The 17,149-nt window shown below is 59.4% G+C and carries 18 protein-coding genes; 9 read left to right on the top strand and 9 right to left on the bottom strand.

The genetic code is table 11. The features are described from left to right. Positions 1-162: 162 nt before the first annotated feature. From KGB06_RS22105 to KGB06_RS22080, 6 genes are all read right to left on the bottom strand, one after another. On the bottom strand, positions 163-1,584 hold the full coding sequence (locus KGB06_RS22105; RefSeq protein ID WP_150781131.1) for an amino acid permease: 1,422 nt from the start codon (positions 1,582-1,584) through the stop codon (positions 163-165). Between the two features lie 773 nt (positions 1,585-2,357). Continuing rightward, entirely contained in the window at positions 2,358-3,644 is a 1,287-nt protein-coding gene (gene rluB, locus KGB06_RS22100) for a 23S rRNA pseudouridine(2605) synthase RluB (RefSeq protein ID WP_223519546.1), read from the bottom strand. A gap of 312 nt (positions 3,645-3,956) precedes the next feature. Beyond that, on the bottom strand, positions 3,957-4,928 hold the full coding sequence (scpB, locus tag KGB06_RS22095) for an SMC-Scp complex subunit ScpB (protein WP_223519544.1): 972 nt from the start codon (positions 4,926-4,928) through the stop codon (positions 3,957-3,959). A gap of 11 nt (positions 4,929-4,939) precedes the next feature. Then, the gene (locus KGB06_RS22090; RefSeq protein ID WP_223519550.1) at positions 4,940-5,638 is read right to left on the bottom strand and encodes a segregation and condensation protein A; all 699 of its coding nucleotides are present in this window, start codon (positions 5,636-5,638) and stop codon (positions 4,940-4,942) included. 123 nt (positions 5,639-5,761) lie between these two features. Continuing rightward, complete coding sequence (locus KGB06_RS22085; protein WP_223519548.1) at positions 5,762-6,391, bottom strand: L-threonylcarbamoyladenylate synthase; 630 nt, start codon at positions 6,389-6,391, stop codon at positions 5,762-5,764. 13 nt (positions 6,392-6,404) lie between these two features. After that, positions 6,405-7,268, bottom strand: coding sequence for a PHP domain-containing protein (locus KGB06_RS22080; RefSeq protein WP_223519542.1), 864 nt, complete (start codon positions 7,266-7,268; stop codon positions 6,405-6,407). Positions 7,269-7,355: 87 nt separating this feature from the next. Between KGB06_RS22080 and KGB06_RS22075 the strand changes: the two genes are divergently transcribed. From KGB06_RS22075 to KGB06_RS22050, 6 genes are all read left to right on the top strand, one after another. Further along, a complete protein-coding gene (locus tag KGB06_RS22075) occupies positions 7,356-7,952 on the top strand; it encodes a septation protein A (RefSeq protein WP_223519540.1) in 597 nt (198 codons plus the stop codon). 1 nt (position 7,953) lies between these two features. Continuing rightward, positions 7,954-8,253 carry a YciI family protein gene (locus KGB06_RS22070; RefSeq protein WP_008156126.1) on the top strand — a complete coding sequence of 100 codons (300 nt, stop codon included), beginning with the start codon at positions 7,954-7,956 and terminating at the stop codon, positions 8,251-8,253. A 123-nt stretch (positions 8,254-8,376) separates the two neighbouring features. Further along, positions 8,377-8,790, top strand: a complete 414-nt coding sequence (locus KGB06_RS22065) for a translation initiation factor 2 (protein ID WP_223519538.1) — start codon at positions 8,377-8,379, stop codon at positions 8,788-8,790. 7 nt (positions 8,791-8,797) lie between these two features. After that, positions 8,798-9,475 (top strand): response regulator transcription factor, encoded by a 678-nt coding sequence (locus KGB06_RS22060; RefSeq protein WP_223519536.1) that lies wholly within the window; start codon positions 8,798-8,800, stop codon positions 9,473-9,475. Between the two features lie 333 nt (positions 9,476-9,808). Further along, the gene (locus KGB06_RS22055) at positions 9,809-10,246 is read left to right on the top strand and encodes a Spy/CpxP family protein refolding chaperone (RefSeq protein WP_223519534.1); all 438 of its coding nucleotides are present in this window, start codon (positions 9,809-9,811) and stop codon (positions 10,244-10,246) included. Positions 10,247-10,420: 174 nt separating this feature from the next. Then, complete coding sequence (locus tag KGB06_RS22050; RefSeq protein ID WP_223519532.1) at positions 10,421-11,761, top strand: sensor histidine kinase; 1,341 nt, start codon at positions 10,421-10,423, stop codon at positions 11,759-11,761. A gap of 114 nt (positions 11,762-11,875) precedes the next feature. Here KGB06_RS22050 and KGB06_RS22045 read toward each other — a convergent pair whose 3' ends face one another. After that, positions 11,876-12,442, bottom strand: coding sequence for a nitroreductase family protein (locus KGB06_RS22045; RefSeq protein ID WP_223519530.1), 567 nt, complete (start codon positions 12,440-12,442; stop codon positions 11,876-11,878). A 120-nt stretch (positions 12,443-12,562) separates the two neighbouring features. Between KGB06_RS22045 and KGB06_RS22040 the strand changes: the two genes are divergently transcribed. Then, positions 12,563-14,017 carry a TrkH family potassium uptake protein gene (locus KGB06_RS22040; RefSeq protein ID WP_223519529.1) on the top strand — a complete coding sequence of 485 codons (1,455 nt, stop codon included), beginning with the start codon at positions 12,563-12,565 and terminating at the stop codon, positions 14,015-14,017. Here the strand turns inward: KGB06_RS22040 and KGB06_RS22035 are convergent. Beyond that, positions 13,974-15,035 carry an AraC family transcriptional regulator gene (locus KGB06_RS22035; RefSeq protein WP_223519527.1) on the bottom strand — a complete coding sequence of 354 codons (1,062 nt, stop codon included), beginning with the start codon at positions 15,033-15,035 and terminating at the stop codon, positions 13,974-13,976. The two genes, KGB06_RS22040 and KGB06_RS22035, sit on opposite strands and share 44 nt — an antisense overlap. A 163-nt stretch (positions 15,036-15,198) precedes the next feature. On the opposite strand from KGB06_RS22035, the gene KGB06_RS22030 reads away from it, so the two are divergent. Further along, positions 15,199-15,510: an Mpo1-like protein gene (locus KGB06_RS22030; protein ID WP_223519525.1), complete on the top strand. Its 312-nt coding sequence runs from the start codon at positions 15,199-15,201 to the stop codon at positions 15,508-15,510. Positions 15,511-15,537: 27 nt separating this feature from the next. Further along, the gene (locus KGB06_RS22025; protein ID WP_223519523.1) at positions 15,538-16,128 is read left to right on the top strand and encodes an HD domain-containing protein; all 591 of its coding nucleotides are present in this window, start codon (positions 15,538-15,540) and stop codon (positions 16,126-16,128) included. A 146-nt stretch (positions 16,129-16,274) separates the two neighbouring features. On the opposite strand, the gene KGB06_RS22020 is transcribed toward KGB06_RS22025, so the two are convergent. Beyond that, positions 16,275-17,090 carry a UDP-2,3-diacylglucosamine diphosphatase gene (locus KGB06_RS22020; RefSeq protein WP_223519521.1) on the bottom strand — a complete coding sequence of 272 codons (816 nt, stop codon included), beginning with the start codon at positions 17,088-17,090 and terminating at the stop codon, positions 16,275-16,277. Between the last annotated feature and the right edge of the window lie 59 nt (positions 17,091-17,149).

Genomic DNA, 17,149 nt, shown 5'->3' with positions numbered 1-17,149 from the left:
GTGCGTCAGATGATGGCGCTGATGGGCTGAAAAGCCTTTTTTCGTCTGCTGTGAGCACAAAAGCAAACGCCCCGAACAAGTCGGGGCGTTTGCTGGAACCACCATCAGTGTGTTTTCACACAGTCTGACATTGGCCGGATTTGTTGTTTCTGCGCTCTGCGCTTACTTTGCGCTGGAGCCTGCTGCGTGCAATGCGTGCTGGGCGCTGCGTTTGTTTTTGATGCCGTAGCAGACCCACATGAACACGACCCACACCGGAATCGCGTACACCGAGATCTGGATACCCGGAATCAGCAGCATCACGCCCAGGATGAACACCACGAACGCCAGGCAGACGTAGTTCCCGTACGGGTACCACAGGGCCTTGAACAGCGGTGTTTGTTTGGTCTTGTTCATGTGCTGACGGAACTTGAAGTGCGAGAAGCTGATCATCGCCCAGTTGATGACCAGGGTCGCAACCACCAGCGACATCAACAGTTCCAGCGCGTTTTGCGGGATCAGGTAGTTCAACAGCACCGCGATCAGCGTCACCGCCGCCGAGGCGAGGATCGAACGCACCGGTACGCCGCGCTTGTCGATTTTCGACAAGGCCTTCGGCGCATCGCCCTGCTCGGCCATGCCCAACAGCATACGGCTGTTGCAGTAGGTGCCGCTGTTGTACACCGACAACGCCGCGGTCAACACCACGAAGTTGAGGATGTGCGCGGCGGTGTTGCTGCCGAGCATCGAGAACACTTGCACGAACGGGCTACCGCTGTAGGAATCACCCGACGCGTTCAAGGTCGCCAGCAGGCTGTCCCATGGCGTCAGCGACAGCAGAATGACCAGCGCGCCGATGTAGAAAATCAGGATCCGGTAGATCACTTGGTTGATGGCTTTCGGGATCACGGTTTTCGGCTTGTCGGCTTCAGCAGCGGTGAAACCGAGCATTTCCAGGCCACCGAAGGAGAACATGATGATCGCCATGGCCATCACCAGACCGCTGACGCCATTCGGGAAGAAACCACCGTGGGACCACAGGTTGCTGACCGCCGCTTGCGGGCCACCATTGCCGCTGACCAGCAGGTAGCTGCCCAGGGCAATCATGCCCACGATGGCAACGACCTTGATGATCGCGAACCAGAACTCGGCCTCGCCAAAGACTTTGACGTTGGCCAAGTTGATCAGATTGATCAGGACGAAGAACCCGGCTGCCGAGACCCAGGTCGGGATGTCCGGCGCCCAGTAGTGGATGTATTTGCCGACAGCGGTCAGCTCCGACATGCCCACCAGGATGTACAGGATCCAGCAGTTCCAGCCCGACAGGAAGCCGGCAAAACCGCCCCAGTATTTGTGCGCGAAGTGACTGAAGGAACCGGCAACGGGCTCTTCAACGATCATTTCGCCGAGCTGGCGCATGATCATGAACGCAATGAAGCCGCAGATGGCGTAGCCGAGGATCATCGACGGGCCGGCGGATTTCAGCACCCCGGCCGAGCCGAGGAACAAGCCGGTACCGATCGCGCCACCGAGGGCAATCAATTGAATGTGGCGATTTTTCAGGCCGCGTTTGAGCTCGCCTGACTGCGAGGTTTGTCCACTCATGAAAAGGGTCTCACGTTCTGCGTATTTACAACGGTCATGCGTCACCTGTTTGTTTTTATCTGTGACGAAATCGAACCCGACACACTCGTGGCGTGGCGGAGTGAACAAGGCGGATAGCCTTGAGGTTTGCGCTGATGCACAGGAGGTCACAGTTAAAACGCGGCGCATTGTACACCTGTAACCCCCTGCTACCAGACCCGCCTGATCAGCGTGTCGTTTGCCGGGATTGCCTGTGTCCACCCCGAGCATCTCGGGTGGCTGCAAAAATTGAGTCAGACCTTTGCAGGTCAGTGACGGGAGCAATCGAGAAATCGCCCCTCGATAGGAGATGGAGATGAGTCACGGCGTACATTGCGCCTCCTTCTTGTTATGCACCTGCACGACAGGCATGTGGCGCATCTGACCCTTACGGCGCCGCCGAAACAAGCGGGCCAGAGCCTTGGGAGATTGTTGAGGAGATTGATTTCGGCAGGATTTCCTTACACCCCTTCCGTGAACGTCAACCCAAGGCGTTTCAGGCGATATTTCGTCAGGATTTCTTTACATGCCGTAACGAATATTTTCCTGATCGGATTCGTCAGTCAGACGACTGCACATTGACGACGGTGTCACTACTGGCGCCTTCGCGAGCAGGCTCGCTCCCACATTGGAATGCGATCAACTGTGGGAGCGAGCCTGCTCGCGATGACGCCCGACCATTCACCACAACACTTAAAGCCAGACAAAAAAAACGCCACCCCGAGGGATGGCGTTTTTTATGTGACGCTTACCGATTACTCAGGCTTGCGACGACCAAAGCCCGGACGCTGGCCCGAACCGGCTGGCGCGCCGCGACGCTTGCCCGATGGCGCGTCCTTGTCGACCAGGACGATGCCTGGGCGTTTCTTCGGCGCTGGCTTGGCCGGGCGCTTGGTGTCGGAAGGACGGTCTGCCACTGGCGTACCGCGACCCGACTCACCACGACCCGCTGGAGCACCGCGATCGCTGCGACCGCCGCTTGGCGCACCACGGCCTTCGCCGCGCTCGGTGCGACCGTTGGCCGGACGTGGCGTGCGTGGACCGCGCTCGCCATCAGCACGAGGTGCTGCTGGTTTACGGGCTGGACGCTCGCCTTCGATATGCGGTTCACGGGAATCACGCGGAGCAACAGTCGGCTGTGCACCGGCCGCTGGACGCAACGTGCGCACGCGCTCGGTCTTGCCCATCGGACGCGACGATTTACGCTGCATACGATCGAGCTTGTCTTTGCTCTTGGCGTTCATCTGCGGCATCGCGACCGGCGTCAGGCCAACCTCGGCACTCAGAATGTCGACTTCGTACTGGCTCATTTCGCGCCAGCGGCCCATCGGCAGGTCGGAGTTGAGGAACACCGGACCGAAACGCACGCGCTTCAGACGGCTGACCACCAGGCCCTGGGATTCCCACAGGCGACGAACTTCGCGGTTACGACCTTCCATCACCACGCAGTGATACCAGTGGTTGAAACCTTCACCGCCTGGCGCCTGCTTGATGTCGGTGAACTTGGCCGGGCCATCTTCGAGGACGACGCCTGCTTTCAGACGCTCGATCATTTCATCATCGACTTCACCACGCACACGTACCGCGTATTCACGGTCCATTTCGTAGGAAGGGTGCATCAGGCGGTTGGCCAACTCACCGTCGGTGGTGAACATCAGCAGACCGGTAGTGTTGATGTCCAGACGGCCGATGTTGATCCAGCGACCTTCTTTCGGGCGCGGCATCTTGTCGAACACGGTCGGACGGCCTTCCGGGTCGACACGGGTGCAGATTTCACCGTCGGGCTTGTTGTACATGATCACGCGGCGTACCGACTCGGCGGCTTCTTCGCGCTTGATCACCTTGCCATCAATGGTGATGGCGTCATGCATGTCGACACGCTGACCGAGCGTGGCGTCTTTGCCGTTGACCTTGATGCGGCCGTGGCTGATCCAGGCTTCTACGTCACGGCGCGAGCCGACGCCAATACGGGCGAGGACTTTCTGCAGTTTTTCGCCTGCTGGGCCGATTTCCTGGTCGTCTTTCTGGTCGTTGATACTCATCTGGGCACCTCCCGGTGTGGTCTGTTCAGGCTTTTGCCTGAAGCGATGTAAAACTGTTCGCTTGGGCGAAGGGATCGCCAAAGGGTCGCGAATCATACGCTCATGTGCGCGATTTCGCATCAGAGACTAGCTGATGAACGCAGAGTTACCTGCTTTTCCGCCGACCGGTGGCGCCCAAACAACACAATACCCACTGTGGGAGCGAGCCTGCTCGCGATGAGGGAGTACCAGTCGACATCACTATTGCCTGACACACCGTTATCGCGAGCAGGCTCGCTCCCACAGGGGATATCAGTGTTCACAAAAATGGGATCAGTCGTCGAACTCGCGGCGTTCGGCCTCGATCGCTTCGGCGAGCGCCCGGGCTTCGGCTTCTTCGTCGCTCAACTCGGGCTCGGGCTCGGGTTTCGGTTGTTCGAGGGCTGCGACGGCAGCCAGGAGTTTTTCGCGAGCTTCGGCGACGCCCAGCACGTCGTCTTCAAGCTCTGGCTCCTGCTCCTCTTCGACTGTGGCTTCGGGCTCTGTCTGAAGTTCAGTGTCGATTTCCGGCTCAACCGCGGTCACTTCGCCATCGCGCAACAAATCATCGAAATCAGTCTTGAGCCCCTCTTCCATGGTGTCCAGCTCCAGCAACAACGTGTGGAAACTGGTTTCTTCCTTCGGCTCTTCCGGCTCGGCGCTGGCGTCCGCCAATGCCTGCAGGCTGGCAGGCACGGGGGCGTCGTCAAAATCGAGCACCGGGTCCGGCTCCAGCTCGCGCAGTTCGGCCAGCGGCGGCAGATCGTCGAGGTTTTTCAGGTTGAAGTGATCGAGAAACGCCTTGGTGGTCGCGAACATCGCCGGTTTGCCGGGCACATCGCGGTGGCCAACGATGCGGATCCACTCACGCTCCATCAGCGTCTTGACGATCTGACTGTTGACCGCCACGCCCCGCACGTCTTCGATCTCGCCCCGGGTGATCGGCTGGCGATAGGCGATCAGCGCAATGGTTTCGAGCATGGCGCGGGAATAACGCTGCGGCCGCTCTTCCCACAAACGCCCGACCCACGGCGAAAACTTTTCACGGATTTGCAGGCGGTAGCCCGAAGCCACTTCCTTCAGCTCGAAGGCGCGGCCATCGCAGGACTTGGCCAATATCGTCAGCGCTTTCTTGAAGACCGCCGGCTCCGGCCGCTCGCCTTCTTCGAACAGCTCGAACAGGCGTTCAAGCGATTGCGGTTTTCCCGAGGCCAACAGAAAGGCTTCAAGCAGTGGCGCCAGCTCGCGGGGTTCAGTCAGGTTCATGATTCAACTCGTTATTCGGCTCGGGCCCGCACGTGGATCGCTGCGAACGGCTCATTCTGCACCAGCTCGACCAAGGATTCCTTGACCAGTTCGAGGATCGCCATAAAGGTCACCACCACCCCGAGTCGTCCTTCTTCAGCGGTGAACAGCTCGACAAAGGGCACGAAACCGCCACCCTTGAGCCGTTCCAGCACATCGCTCATGCGTTCACGGGTAGACAGCGCCTCGCGACTGACCTGGTGGCTTTCGAACATGTCGCCACGGCGCAGGACCTCGGCCATGGACAACAGCAACTCCGACAGACGTACGTCCGGCAACAGTTTGCGCGCCCGGGCTTCCGGGGCATCAAGCTTGGGCACCACCACGTCACGACCGACGCGGCTCAGGCCGTCGATACCTTCGGCGGCCGCCTTGAAGCGCTCGTACTCCTGCAAGCGGCGGATCAGCTCGGCGCGCGGGTCGTCTTCTTCGTCTTCAATGGTTTCGGCACGCGGCAACAGCATCCGCGATTTGATCTCGGCCAGCATCGCGGCCATCACCAGGTACTCGGCCGCCAGCTCCAGGCGCACCGACTGCATCAACTCGACATACCCCATGTACTGGCGGGTGATTTCCGCTACCGGGATGTCGAGGATGTTGATGTTCTGTTTGCGGATCAGGTACAGCAACAGGTCGAGCGGGCCTTCGAAGGCTTCGAGAAACACCTCCAGTGCATCCGGCGGGATGTACAGGTCCAGCGGCATTTCCAAAACCGCCTGGCCATACACCATCGCGAAGGGCAGCTCTTGCTGGGCTCCGGCTTGACTGTCGACAACGGGTTCTACTGCAGACATCTACGCCTCGGCCATGAACGGCGCAGGGTCGCCGCAACCGACACGGATCACTTCCGGCTCACCGTCGGCGAGACTGATCACAGTGGACGCCTTGATCCCGCCGTAACCGCCGTCAATGATCAGGTCGACCTGATGCTCAAGCAATTGACGCATTTCGTGCGGGTCCGTCAGCGGGTCGGTGTCGCCGGGCATGATCAGGGTCACGCTCATCAGCGGCTCACCCAGTTCTTCCAGCAGCGCCAGGGCAATCGGATGGCTAGGCACTCGCAGGCCGATGGTGCGCTTTTTCGGGTGCAGCAACAGGCGCGGGACTTCGCGGGTGGCGTTGAGAATAAACGTGTACGGCCCCGGCAAGTGCGCCTTGAGCAAGCGGAACGTGCCGGTATCGATTTTGGCAAACAACCCCAGTTGCGACAGGTCACTGCAAATCAGCGTAAAGTTGTGTTTGTCATCCAGCCCGCGCAAACGGCGCACGCGTTCCACGGCATTCTTGTCGCCGATCTGGCAACCAATGGCATAGGACGAGTCTGTGGGGTAAACCACCACCCCGCCTTTTCGAATGATCTCGACAGCCTGTTTGATCAGGCGCGCTTGTGGGTTTTCCGGATGAATCTGGAAAAATTGACTCACATTCTCTACCTGTTCAGACGGCGGCAATAATTGGGTCATGTTTGAATCGACACCACAGTGGTGGCAGATCCTCCGGGAGCGGGCGGTATTCGCCGATCTCGGACCAGCCTCCAGGTCCATGAAAATCACTGCCGGCACTGACCAGCAGACCGAACTCACGAGCAAGAATCGCCAGGCTGCCCACTTGTTCGGCGGGCTGATGGCCATTGACCACTTCAATCGCGTGGCCCCCGGCTTGAATATAGTCAGAAATCAGCCGACGACGCTTGCTGCGAGTGAAATCGTAGTGCCAGGGATGCGCCAGGCTGACCCAGGCCTTTGCGGCGCGCAGGGTTTCGACGGTCTCCTCCAGGGTGGGCCAGTGTTGCTTGACGTCGCCCAGCTTGCCGGCGCCCAGCCATTTGCGGAACGCCTCGGCGCGGTCCTTTACATACCCTTCACGCACCATCCAGTCGGCAAAGTGCGGGCGGGCCGGCGCGTTGCCGCTGTCGCCCAGTTCCTGCTGTATGGCCCGGGCGCCGTCCAGCGCTCCCGGCATGCCCTTCAATGCCAGCTTGCGACTTATTTCTTCGGATCGTAGCCAACGGCCATCGTGCAGTTTGGCAATCGCCTCGACCAACGGCGGCGCCGATACATCAAACCCGTAACCCAATACATGAATGGTCGCGCCGCCCCAGGTGCAGGACAATTCGACGCCATTGACCAATTGCATCCCCAGCGCGGTCGCGGCTGTGCGGGCCTCGTCGAGGCCCTCAAGAGTGTCGTGATCGGTCAAGGCCAGGACTCGCACGCCTTTCTCGAACGCACGCGCAACCAGTACCGCAGGCGCCAGGGCGCCATCGGAGGCCGTGCTATGGCAGTGCAAATCAACATTCACAGGACTTTGTTACCTCAAATCAGCTGGCGCTATCGCGCGCCCATATGTTTGTTATTATGCCGCCACATCCTGCTTCTGGCTGCCACTGTGAAACAATTCATCGATTTCATCCCGCTTCTGCTGTTTTTCATCGTTTTCAAACTTGACCCAAGGGTCGTCGACATCGGCGGTCATGAGTTGACTGTAGGCGGAATTTACAGCGCCACCGCGATGCTGATCATCAGCTCCCTGGTGGTTTACGGCACGCTGTTCATCAAGCAGCGCAAGCTTGAGAAAAGCCAGTGGCTGACCCTCATCGCCTGTCTGGTCTTCGGTAGCCTGACCCTGGCGTTCCACAGCGAAACCTTCCTGAAGTGGAAAGCGCCGGTGGTGAACTGGTTGTTTGCCCTGGCGTTCATTGGCAGCCATTTCGTCGGTGACAGCCTGTTGATCAAACGCATCATGGGCCACGCGCTGACCCTGCCGGAGCCGGTCTGGACGCGCCTGAACATCGCCTGGATCGCGTTCTTCCTGTTTTGCGGTGCCGCCAACCTGTTCGTCGCGTTCACCTACCAAGAATACTGGGTCGACTTCAAAGTCTTCGGCAGCCTGGGCATGACACTGCTGTTCCTGGTTGGCCAGGGCATTTACCTGTCCCGCCACCTGCACGACGCCGATATCACCACGCCAAAAACCGAGGACTGACATGCTTTACGCAATCATTGCCACAGACGTCGCCAACTCCCTGGAAGCCCGACTGGCCGCGCGCCCTGCCCACCTTGAGCGCCTGCAAGTGCTCAAGGGCGAAGGCCGCATCGTTTTGGCCGGTCCACACCCGGCAGTCGACAGCAATGATCCGGGCGCTGCGGGTTTCACCGGCAGCCTGATCGTCGCCGAATTCGATTCCCTGAGCGCCGCACAAGCCTGGGCCGACGCTGATCCGTATATCGCCGCAGGCGTCTACGCCAACGTTTCAGTCAAGCCGTTCAAGCAAGTCCTGCCGTAACTTTCCCCCCACAAATGCCCCCGCGCGGTGAACCTTGTCGGTTCATCGCGCTCTCAATCGCTCATTATTCTCGTTTGCCTGCCGACAACCTGCCCAATCACTCGATTGGAATCAGGAGTCGCGATGCGCAAGGGTCCGTTGTGTCTGTTGTTGGTGACGTTGTCGATGGTGGCCCCGGCTCACGGTGAAGAAAGCGCCGAGGGCGGTAATTCGACGCCACTGTCGCTGAGCGCCGGCAGCCAGATTGCCGAGTTGCAGCAGCGCTTGAAGGTAAGCGAACAGCAACGAGAAGAACTGAACAAACAATTGCAAAATACCGATAGCGAACGCGAAGGCGCTCAACTGGGCCGGTTGCGCCAAGAGAACCAGCGCCTCAAGCTGCAACTCAAGGAAACGCAGGCCAGCAGCCCACTGCCGCGCCTACTGACCGATCAGCAGCAGTGGTTTGTCATTGGAGCAGGAGTTGCGCTATCGGCCCTGCTGTGCGGTATCTTCGCCAGTGGCGCCACCAGAAAACGTCGGCAATGGCTAAATTGAGTGATTCATGAGCGAGCTGTTACTAATTGATGATGACCAGGAGCTGTGCGAGCTCCTGAGCAGTTGGTTGAGCCAGGAAGGCTTTCAGGTCCGGGCTTGCCACGATGGCCAGAGTGCCCGCCGCGCGCTGGCCGAAACCTCCCCGGCCGCCGTGGTGCTGGACGTGATGCTGCCGGACGGCAGCGGCCTGGAACTGCTCAAGCAATTGCGCAGCGATCACCCGGACTTGCCGGTGCTGATGCTGTCGGCGCGCGGCGAGCCACTGGACCGCATCCTCGGCCTGGAACTTGGCGCCGATGATTACCTAGCCAAACCCTGCGACCCACGGGAACTGACAGCCCGTTTGCGCGCGGTGTTGCGCCGCAGCCATCCGGCGGCGGTGTCCAGCCAGATGGAACTGGGCGACTTGTGTTTCAGCCCGGTGCGCGGCGTGGTCAGCATCAATGAACAGGAGTTCACCCTCACCGTCTCCGAAAGCCGTTTGCTTGAAGCCCTGCTCAAGCAACCCGGCGAGCCTCTGGACAAACAGGAACTGGCGCAGATCGCCCTCGGCCGCAAACTGACCCTGTACGACCGCAGCCTGGACATGCACGTCAGCAACCTGCGCAAAAAGATCGGCCCGCACCCCGACGGCCGCCCGCGCATCGTTGCCCTGCGTAGCCGTGGCTACTACTACAGCCTCTAAGCAGAACGCGACGCCCTGAACGCAACTCCCTGTAGCAGCTGTCGAGCCCCAGCGAGGCTGCGTTCGGCTGCGAAGCAGTCGTGAAATCAGACGCTGCGGATTTTCAGGAAAACCGCGTTATCCGTGTTTACGACGGCTGCGCCGCCGGACGCAGCCTCGCTGAGGCTCGACAGCTGCTACAGGGGGCGTGCGTATTCAAAAGGTGGTGGAAGTGTCAGGTTGGTACGAAATCGTCTTTACCCAAGCTTTACGCTTCGCTGACCGCCGCTGACCTTGACCTGCGTAATCTGTACTCATCCGGAACGTACCGGGAACGAGACAAGGAGATTCACCATGCGCAAGACTCTTATCGCTCTGATGTTCGCCGCCACCCTGCCGACCGTTGCCATGGCCATGCCTGAAGGCAGCGGCCCGATGGACGGCTCGTACCACGGCGGTCAGATGCACGGCATGCACGGTAAAGGCCCGTACAGCCAGCTGGACCTGAGCCGCGAACAGCGCGAGCAGATCCGCAAGATCATGAGCGAACAGATGCACGAGCGTAAGCAACTGGTCGACAAGTACCTGGAAAAACTCTCGCCTGCCGACCAGAAAGCCATGAAAGACGAAATGGCGGCCAACCACAAAAAAGCCGAGGCCGAGGTGCGTGCCCTGCTGAAACCGGACCAACAGAAGCAATTCGACGAGATCCAGAAAAAACAGGCTGAGCGTCGCGCCGAATGGGCTGAGTTCAAGGCCTGGAAAGCGCAACAACCGCAAAAAGCGCAATAATGCGCTAACCCGGACCCGACGGCTCAACCCCGTTGGGTCTGATACCACCCAATCTAATGTGGGAGCGAGCCTGCTCGCGATAGCGGTCTTTCAGTCACGTTGATGCTGAATGTGCTCACGCTATCGCGAGCAGGCTCGCTCCCACAGGGATTTGTGTTTGTGTGAGGACTTTCTGTGCGTTCATTGTTCTGGCGTATTTTGGCCAGCTTCTGGCTGGCCATCGCTCTCGTGGCAGGGCTGTCCATGCTGCTGGGGCACATGCTCAATCAGGACGCGTGGATTCTCAGCCGCCATCCGGGCCTCAATACACTGGCCGAACAGTGGACACAAACCTACGAATCCCAGGGTGAAGAAGCCGCTCAGGACATTCTGGAACAGCGCAAACGTCAATATCACATTGACGTTCAGGTGTTGAACGAGAGCGGCGACCCGGTGGTGCGAGGCACCTTCCCTCGTCGCGCGGCGGCGTTTGAAGCTAGGCAGAACAACGATGACCGGCGTCTGCCATGGCGTCGTTTGACGGCGGAGTACACCAGCGAAAAAACCGGCGACACCTACCTTCTGATCTACCGCATCCCTCACCCTGAACTGGATTCATGGCACCGCGAAAGCCTGCTGTGGCCATTGAGTGCGCTGGGCATTGCCTTGGTGGTGCTGACCTTGTTCAGCCTGTTCGTCACACTGTCGATCACCCGCCCGCTCAGCCGTTTGCGTGGCGCAGTGCATGACCTGGGACAAACCACTTATCAGCAAAACAGCCTGGTGAAACTGGCCAACCGACGCGATGAATTCGGCGTGCTGGCCAACGACTTCAATCGCATGGGCTCGCGCCTGCAAAGCCTGATCGGCAGTCAGCGGCAATTGCTTCGCGATGTGTCGCATGAACTACGCTCCCCGCTCGCCCGCCTGCGCATCGCTCTGGCATTAGCGGAACGAGCCAACCCTGAAGAACGTGAAAAACTCTGGCCGCGCCTGACCCGCGAATGCGACCGGCTGGAAGCGTTGATCAGTGAGATCCTGGTGCTGGCGCGGGTCGATGCCGATAACGCCAGCGCCGAAGAGGTCGACCTGAATGCGTTGCTCAACACGCTGCAAAAGGAGGCGCAACTGGGTTCGCCGGAGCAAAACGTGCGCCTTGAGGCAGAGCCGCAATTGAACCTCAAAGGCTGGCCGACGATGATCGAGCGTGCCGTCGACAATCTGCTGCGCAACGCTCAGCGCTTTAACCCGGTCGGGCAGTCGATCGAAATGCAGGCCGTGCGTCAGGGTGAGCGTATTGTGGTCAGCGTGCGTGACCATGGGCCGGGCGTAGATGCTGAGCATTTGCACCAGTTGGGTGAGCCCTTTTATCGAGCACCTGGGCAAACGGCGGCCGGGCACGGTTTGGGCCTGGCGATTGCGCGCCGCGCAGCGGAACGACATGGCGGGAGTCTGGTGCTGGCCAATCATCCGCAGGGCGGGTTTGTGGCCAGCCTGGAATTGCCGCTGGTGCCGGGGGCCGTCGTCCAGCCATAAATGCAATGGTGATGCTTAAAGATCGCAGCCTCGTTTCACTCGACAGCTCCTACAGATGTACACATATCTCTGTAGCAGCTGTCGAGTGAAACGAGGCTGCGATTCTTTTGATCTTCAGGATTTAGCGGGCCAGGCGCCGACGAATTCGGCGAGGTCGACTTTCTCGGCCACGCGCGGTTCTTTCTGCGGCGTGCCGAGGTAAAGGAACGCAATCACCTCTTCCCCTTCAGCCAAACCCAGCCCTTTGGCCACATGCGCCGAATACGCCAAGTCACCGGTGCGCCACACCGCGCCAATCCCTTGCGCATACGCCGCCAGCAAAATTCCATGAGCCGCGCAGCCCGCTGCCAGCCGTTGTTCGGATTTCGGGTATTTGACGTGATCCTGCACCCGCGCAATCACCACCACCACCAATGGCGCACGCAGTGGGCCGTTGCGCGCCTTGTCCAGCGCCGCTTCCGACACCTCGCTGTCTTGCAGCCTCGCCGCTTCGGCCAGCAACTCGCCCATTTGCTCGCGCGCCACGCCCTCGACCGTCAGAAAGCGCCAAGGCTGCAAATGGCCGTGGTCCGGGGCGCGCATGGCCGCGCAAAACAGGACTTCGCGCTGCGCTGCAGTCGGTGCCGGATCGATGAGTCGTGGAACGGAAACACGGTTGAGCAAAGCGTCGAGAGCCTGCATCGGCCACCTCCTGAAAAAATGTTTGGCTATTCTATCTGCAAGTGCGCAAGCGGCGTCGGTTTACATGCCCTGCCCCACAGGTAGAATGGCGCCCCTCCCACAATAGCCCGAGCGGACTTCATGGCGTTGCCGACCTTACGGATTATCGGTTTTATCATCGGCATCTTCCTGATCACGCTGGCGATCGCCATGATCGTGCCCATGGCGACCCTGGTGATTTTCGACCGCACCCACGAGCTACCATCGTTCCTGTGGTCGAGCATGATTACCTTTGTCGCAGGCCTGGCGCTGATCATCCCTGGTCGTCCCGAACACATACACCTGCGCCCACGGGACATGTACCTGTTGACCGTCAGCAGTTGGCTGGTGGTGTGCATCTTCGCCGCTCTGCCGTTTTTGCTGGCTCAGCACGTCAGTTTCACTGACTCGATCTTTGAAAGCATGTCCGGCATTACCGCCACCGGTTCGACGGTACTCAGCGGCCTGGACACCATGTCCCCCGGCATTTTGATATGGCGTTCGCTGTTGCACTGGCTCGGCGGCATCGGCTTTATCGGCATGGCGGTAGCGATTCTGCCGCTGCTGCGTATTGGTGGCATGCGCCTGTTTCAGACCGAGTCGTCGGACCGCTCTGAAAAAGTCATGCCCCGTTCGCACATGGTGGCGCGTCTGATCGTGGCGGCCTACGTCGGCATCACCATTGTCGGTAGCCTGGCGCTCTGGTGGGCCGGGATGAGCCTGTTTGATGCAATCAACCACGCGATGTCAGCGATCTCCACTGGCGGCTTTTCCACGTCGGACCAGTCGCTGGCCAAATGGACGCAACCGGCGGTGCACTGGGTGGCGATTGTCATCATGATTCTCGGCAGCCTGCCCTTCACCCTGTACGTAGCAACCTTGCGCGGCAATCGTCGGGCATTGATCAAGGATCAGCAGGTTCAGGGGTTGCTCGGCATGTTGCTGGTGACCTGGCTGGTGCTCGGCACCTGGTACTGGTGGACCACCCAACTGCATTGGCTCGAAGCCTTGCGGCATGTGGCGTTTAACGTGACATCGGTGGTCACGACCACCGGTTTCGCGTTGGGGGACTACAGCCTGTGGGGCAATTTCTCGCTGATGCTGTTCTTTTACCTGGGCTTTGTCGGCGGTTGCTCCGGCTCGACAGCTGGCGGGATCAAGATTTTCCGCTTTCAGGTCGCCTACATCCTGCTCAAGGCCAACCTTAACCAATTGATTCACCCGCGAGCGGTGATCAAGCAGAAGTACAACGGTCACCGTCTCGACGAAGAAATCGTGCGTTCGATCCTGACCTTTTCGTTCTTCTTCGCCATCACCATCTGCGTCATCGCGCTGCTGCTGTCGCTGCTCGGCGTGGACTGGATGACCGCCCTGACCGGTGCGGCCAGCACCGTGTCCGGCGTCGGGCCGGGGTTGGGTGCGACCATCGGGCCGTCAGGTAACTTTTCGTCGTTGCCGGACGCCGCCAAGTGGATTCTGTCGTTCGGCATGCTGCTCGGCCGACTGGAGATCATTACGGTGTTTGTTCTGTGCATTCCTGCTTTCTGGCGACACTGACCTGCGCCGCCGCTCCGGTCATGTGCGCCCGGTACTCGCCGGGGGTGGCGTCAAACCAGCGGCGGAACGCGCGGAAGAAATTGCTCGGGTCGGCGAATCCCAGCAGGTAGGCAATTTCCAGCAGGGTCATGGTGGGCTGGGCCAGGTATTGCTCGGCCAATTCGCGCCGAGTGTCATCGAGCAATGTCTGAAAACTGGTGCCCTCTTCCTGCAAGCGTCGTTGCAAGGTGCGTTGCGACAGGTGCAGCGTCTGCGCCACCGTTTCGCGTTTAGGTTCGCCCTGTGGCAGCAGACGGCACACCACCTGACGCGCCTTGTGCGTCACGCGGGTTTCGGAGAACCGCGCCAGGTACTCGCCGGCAAACCGGTCATGCAACAGCGCCATCGCCTCGTTGGCAGTGGGCAGTGGCGCTTCCATGTCGGCACGTTCGAAGATCAATGCGTCGTAAGGTGCGTTGAACACCAACGGCGCATGAAAGGCTTGTTTATAGGGCTCAAGGTCAGCGGGCTCATCGCCCTGCACCAACACCTTGCGCGGTTGCAAGGTACGCCCGGTCAACCAGCCGCATAACGCCAGCGCACAGGCCATTGAAGCTTCAGCGCTTTGCCGGGTCGGCGGCAGATGATCGCCGTGAACCGTCAGAATCAGCGCATAGCCCTCGTCCAGCAGGTGGAAACTCAGGTCGGCACTTTCGGCAATGATCCGCTGATAGCGCACCAGTCGCTGAAAGCCTTCGGCCAGGGTCTGGCTGGACATTAACGCGTAACCCGCGACATGGAAGGAAGCCGGTCGCACCACCTTGCCCATATTCAGTCCTATTGCCGGGTTACCGGACAGCTCAACCGCGCGCTGCCACAGTCGCGTCATGGAGTCTTGCGGGAAACGCGCATCCGGATCATCCAGTGATGCGTAGTCGAGCCCTAGCTGCTGGAACAGAACCCGGCAATCCAGGCCGTCCATCTCCAGTGCTTTGACAATCCCCATCGCCCAGCTTGAAGAAGTCGTTCGTTCGCTCATGGCGTTTACTTACTGTTCAGTGAGCCGTCTGACGCGGCTGGTTTTCGAAGGATACTAAAGTGGCGCCCATTGTCACTGGCTGATGCCATTGATCACTCTAGACTCAAATAAGCTACCCGCAGCACAACTTGCAATCAGAACAATAACCACAGAGATCGCAGTCGTGGAAAACATCAAACGTTTCAACAGCTTCGCTGAGTTCTACCCGTATTACCTCAGCGAACACAGCGACAGCACTTGCCGACGACTGCACTTTATCGGCACCACGCTGGTCATTTTCATTCTCGCTCTGAGCATCGGCAAAGGCGCATGGCTGATGTTATGGGCCCTTCCGCTGGCGGGTTACAGCTTCGCCTGGGTCGGGCATTTCTTCTTTGAGAAGAATCGACCTGCCACCTTCCAACATCCTCTTTATAGCCTGCTCGGCGACTTTGTCATGTACCGCGACATGATTCTGGGCCGCGTGCCGTTTTAAGCACCGTGAACAAGAAGAGAATAGCCGATGAATGCCAACGCCCGTTTCACCCACATGAAGGATGGGACACAGGAAGACTGGGCGATCATCGCCGCAGACTTCAGTGCCTATGCGAAACAATTGCCGGCACGGATTGTGTCGCACCTGAAGTTGCTGGAGGGCGATTTTGGTGGCTTCCCGGTCGACCGTCTCACCCACTCCCTGCAAACCGCCAGTCGTGCCTGGCGCGATGGCCGTGACGAGGAATATGTGGTCTGCGCGCTACTGCATGACATCGGCGATACGCTGGGTTCCTACAACCATCCAGACATTGCGGCGGCGATTCTCAAGCCATTTGTCAGCGCTGAAAATCTTTGGATGGTGGAAAAACACGGGATTTTCCAGGGCTATTACTTCTTCCATTATTTGGGCATGGATCGGCATCTGCGCGAGCAGTTCAGCGAGCATCCGCAGTATCAGGCGACTATCGAGTTTTGTGCCAAGTACGATGCGGCGGCGTTTGACCCGGCGTATGAAAACCTGCCTCTGAGCTTCTTTGAACCGATGCTGGAACGGTTGTTTGCGCAGCCCAAAAACTCGATATACAAGGCGGCGATGGAAGAGCATTCGCCCACCTGATAGACCTCAGGGGACCGCTGCGCGGTCCATCGCGAGCAGGCTCACTCCTACAGTTGATCTCGGGTAGTCACAAAATGTGTGTTCACTGGAGATCTAATTGTAGGAGTGAGCCTGCTCGCGAAGGGGCCAGCCCAGTCACCGCAATTTCAAGCCGGCTCGACAACCTTAATCGCCCTCAACTCCGCCTCCCGCGCCTGCGCATCCGCCAGGCGATACAACTCGATCGTCCCGTCCCAATGCTCGATCAGCGCCGTACACGACTCCACCCAATCCCCGCAATTGAGGTAATCCACCTCGCCGACCTTGCGAATCTCGGCATGGTGAATGTGCCCGCACACCACGCCATGCAACTCGCGTTTCACACATTCATGAGCGATGGCTTCCTCGAAATCGCTGATGAAACTGACCGCGGTTTTTACCTTGTGCTTGAGGTACGCCGACAACGACCAATAGCCGTAGCCATAACGCGCACGCCAGTGGTTGAGCCAGCGGTTGAGGGTCAGGGTGAATTCGTAGGCCGAGTCCCCCAGAAAGGCCAGCCAGCGGTGATACCGGGTGATGACATCGAACTGATCGCCGTGGATCACCAGCAGATGACGACCATCGGCGGTTACGTGCACGGCCTCGTCCACCAATTGGATGTTGCCCAGAATCAGCCTGGAATAACGCCGCAGGAATTCGTCGTGATTGCCGGTCACGTAGATGACTTCAGTGCCGCGCTTGCTCATGGTCAGCAAACGACGGATCACGTTGGTGTGCGCCTGAGGCCAGTACATGCCACCGCGCAGCTTCCAGCCATCGATGATGTCGCCGACCAGGTAAATCTTGTCCGCGTGGTAGCCCTTGAGAAACTGCGACAGGTGCTCGGCCTGGCAGTCCCGTGTGCCCAAGTGCACATCAGAAATCCACAAAGTCCGCACACGTTGCTTACGACTGGGTTTGGCGAGCTCGGCGCTGGTCATGGGCAACCCTCTGCGATGGTTTTTCCAAGCGTGCGCCGGTCGGGTTAATTGACCATGAC

This window comes from Pseudomonas sp. GL-B-19 (assembly GCF_019956415.1).
Lineage (GTDB): Bacteria > Pseudomonadota > Gammaproteobacteria > Pseudomonadales > Pseudomonadaceae > Aquipseudomonas.
Note: the sequence above shows the minus strand (reverse complement) of the source record. Positions and strands in the feature narration are given on the sequence as shown.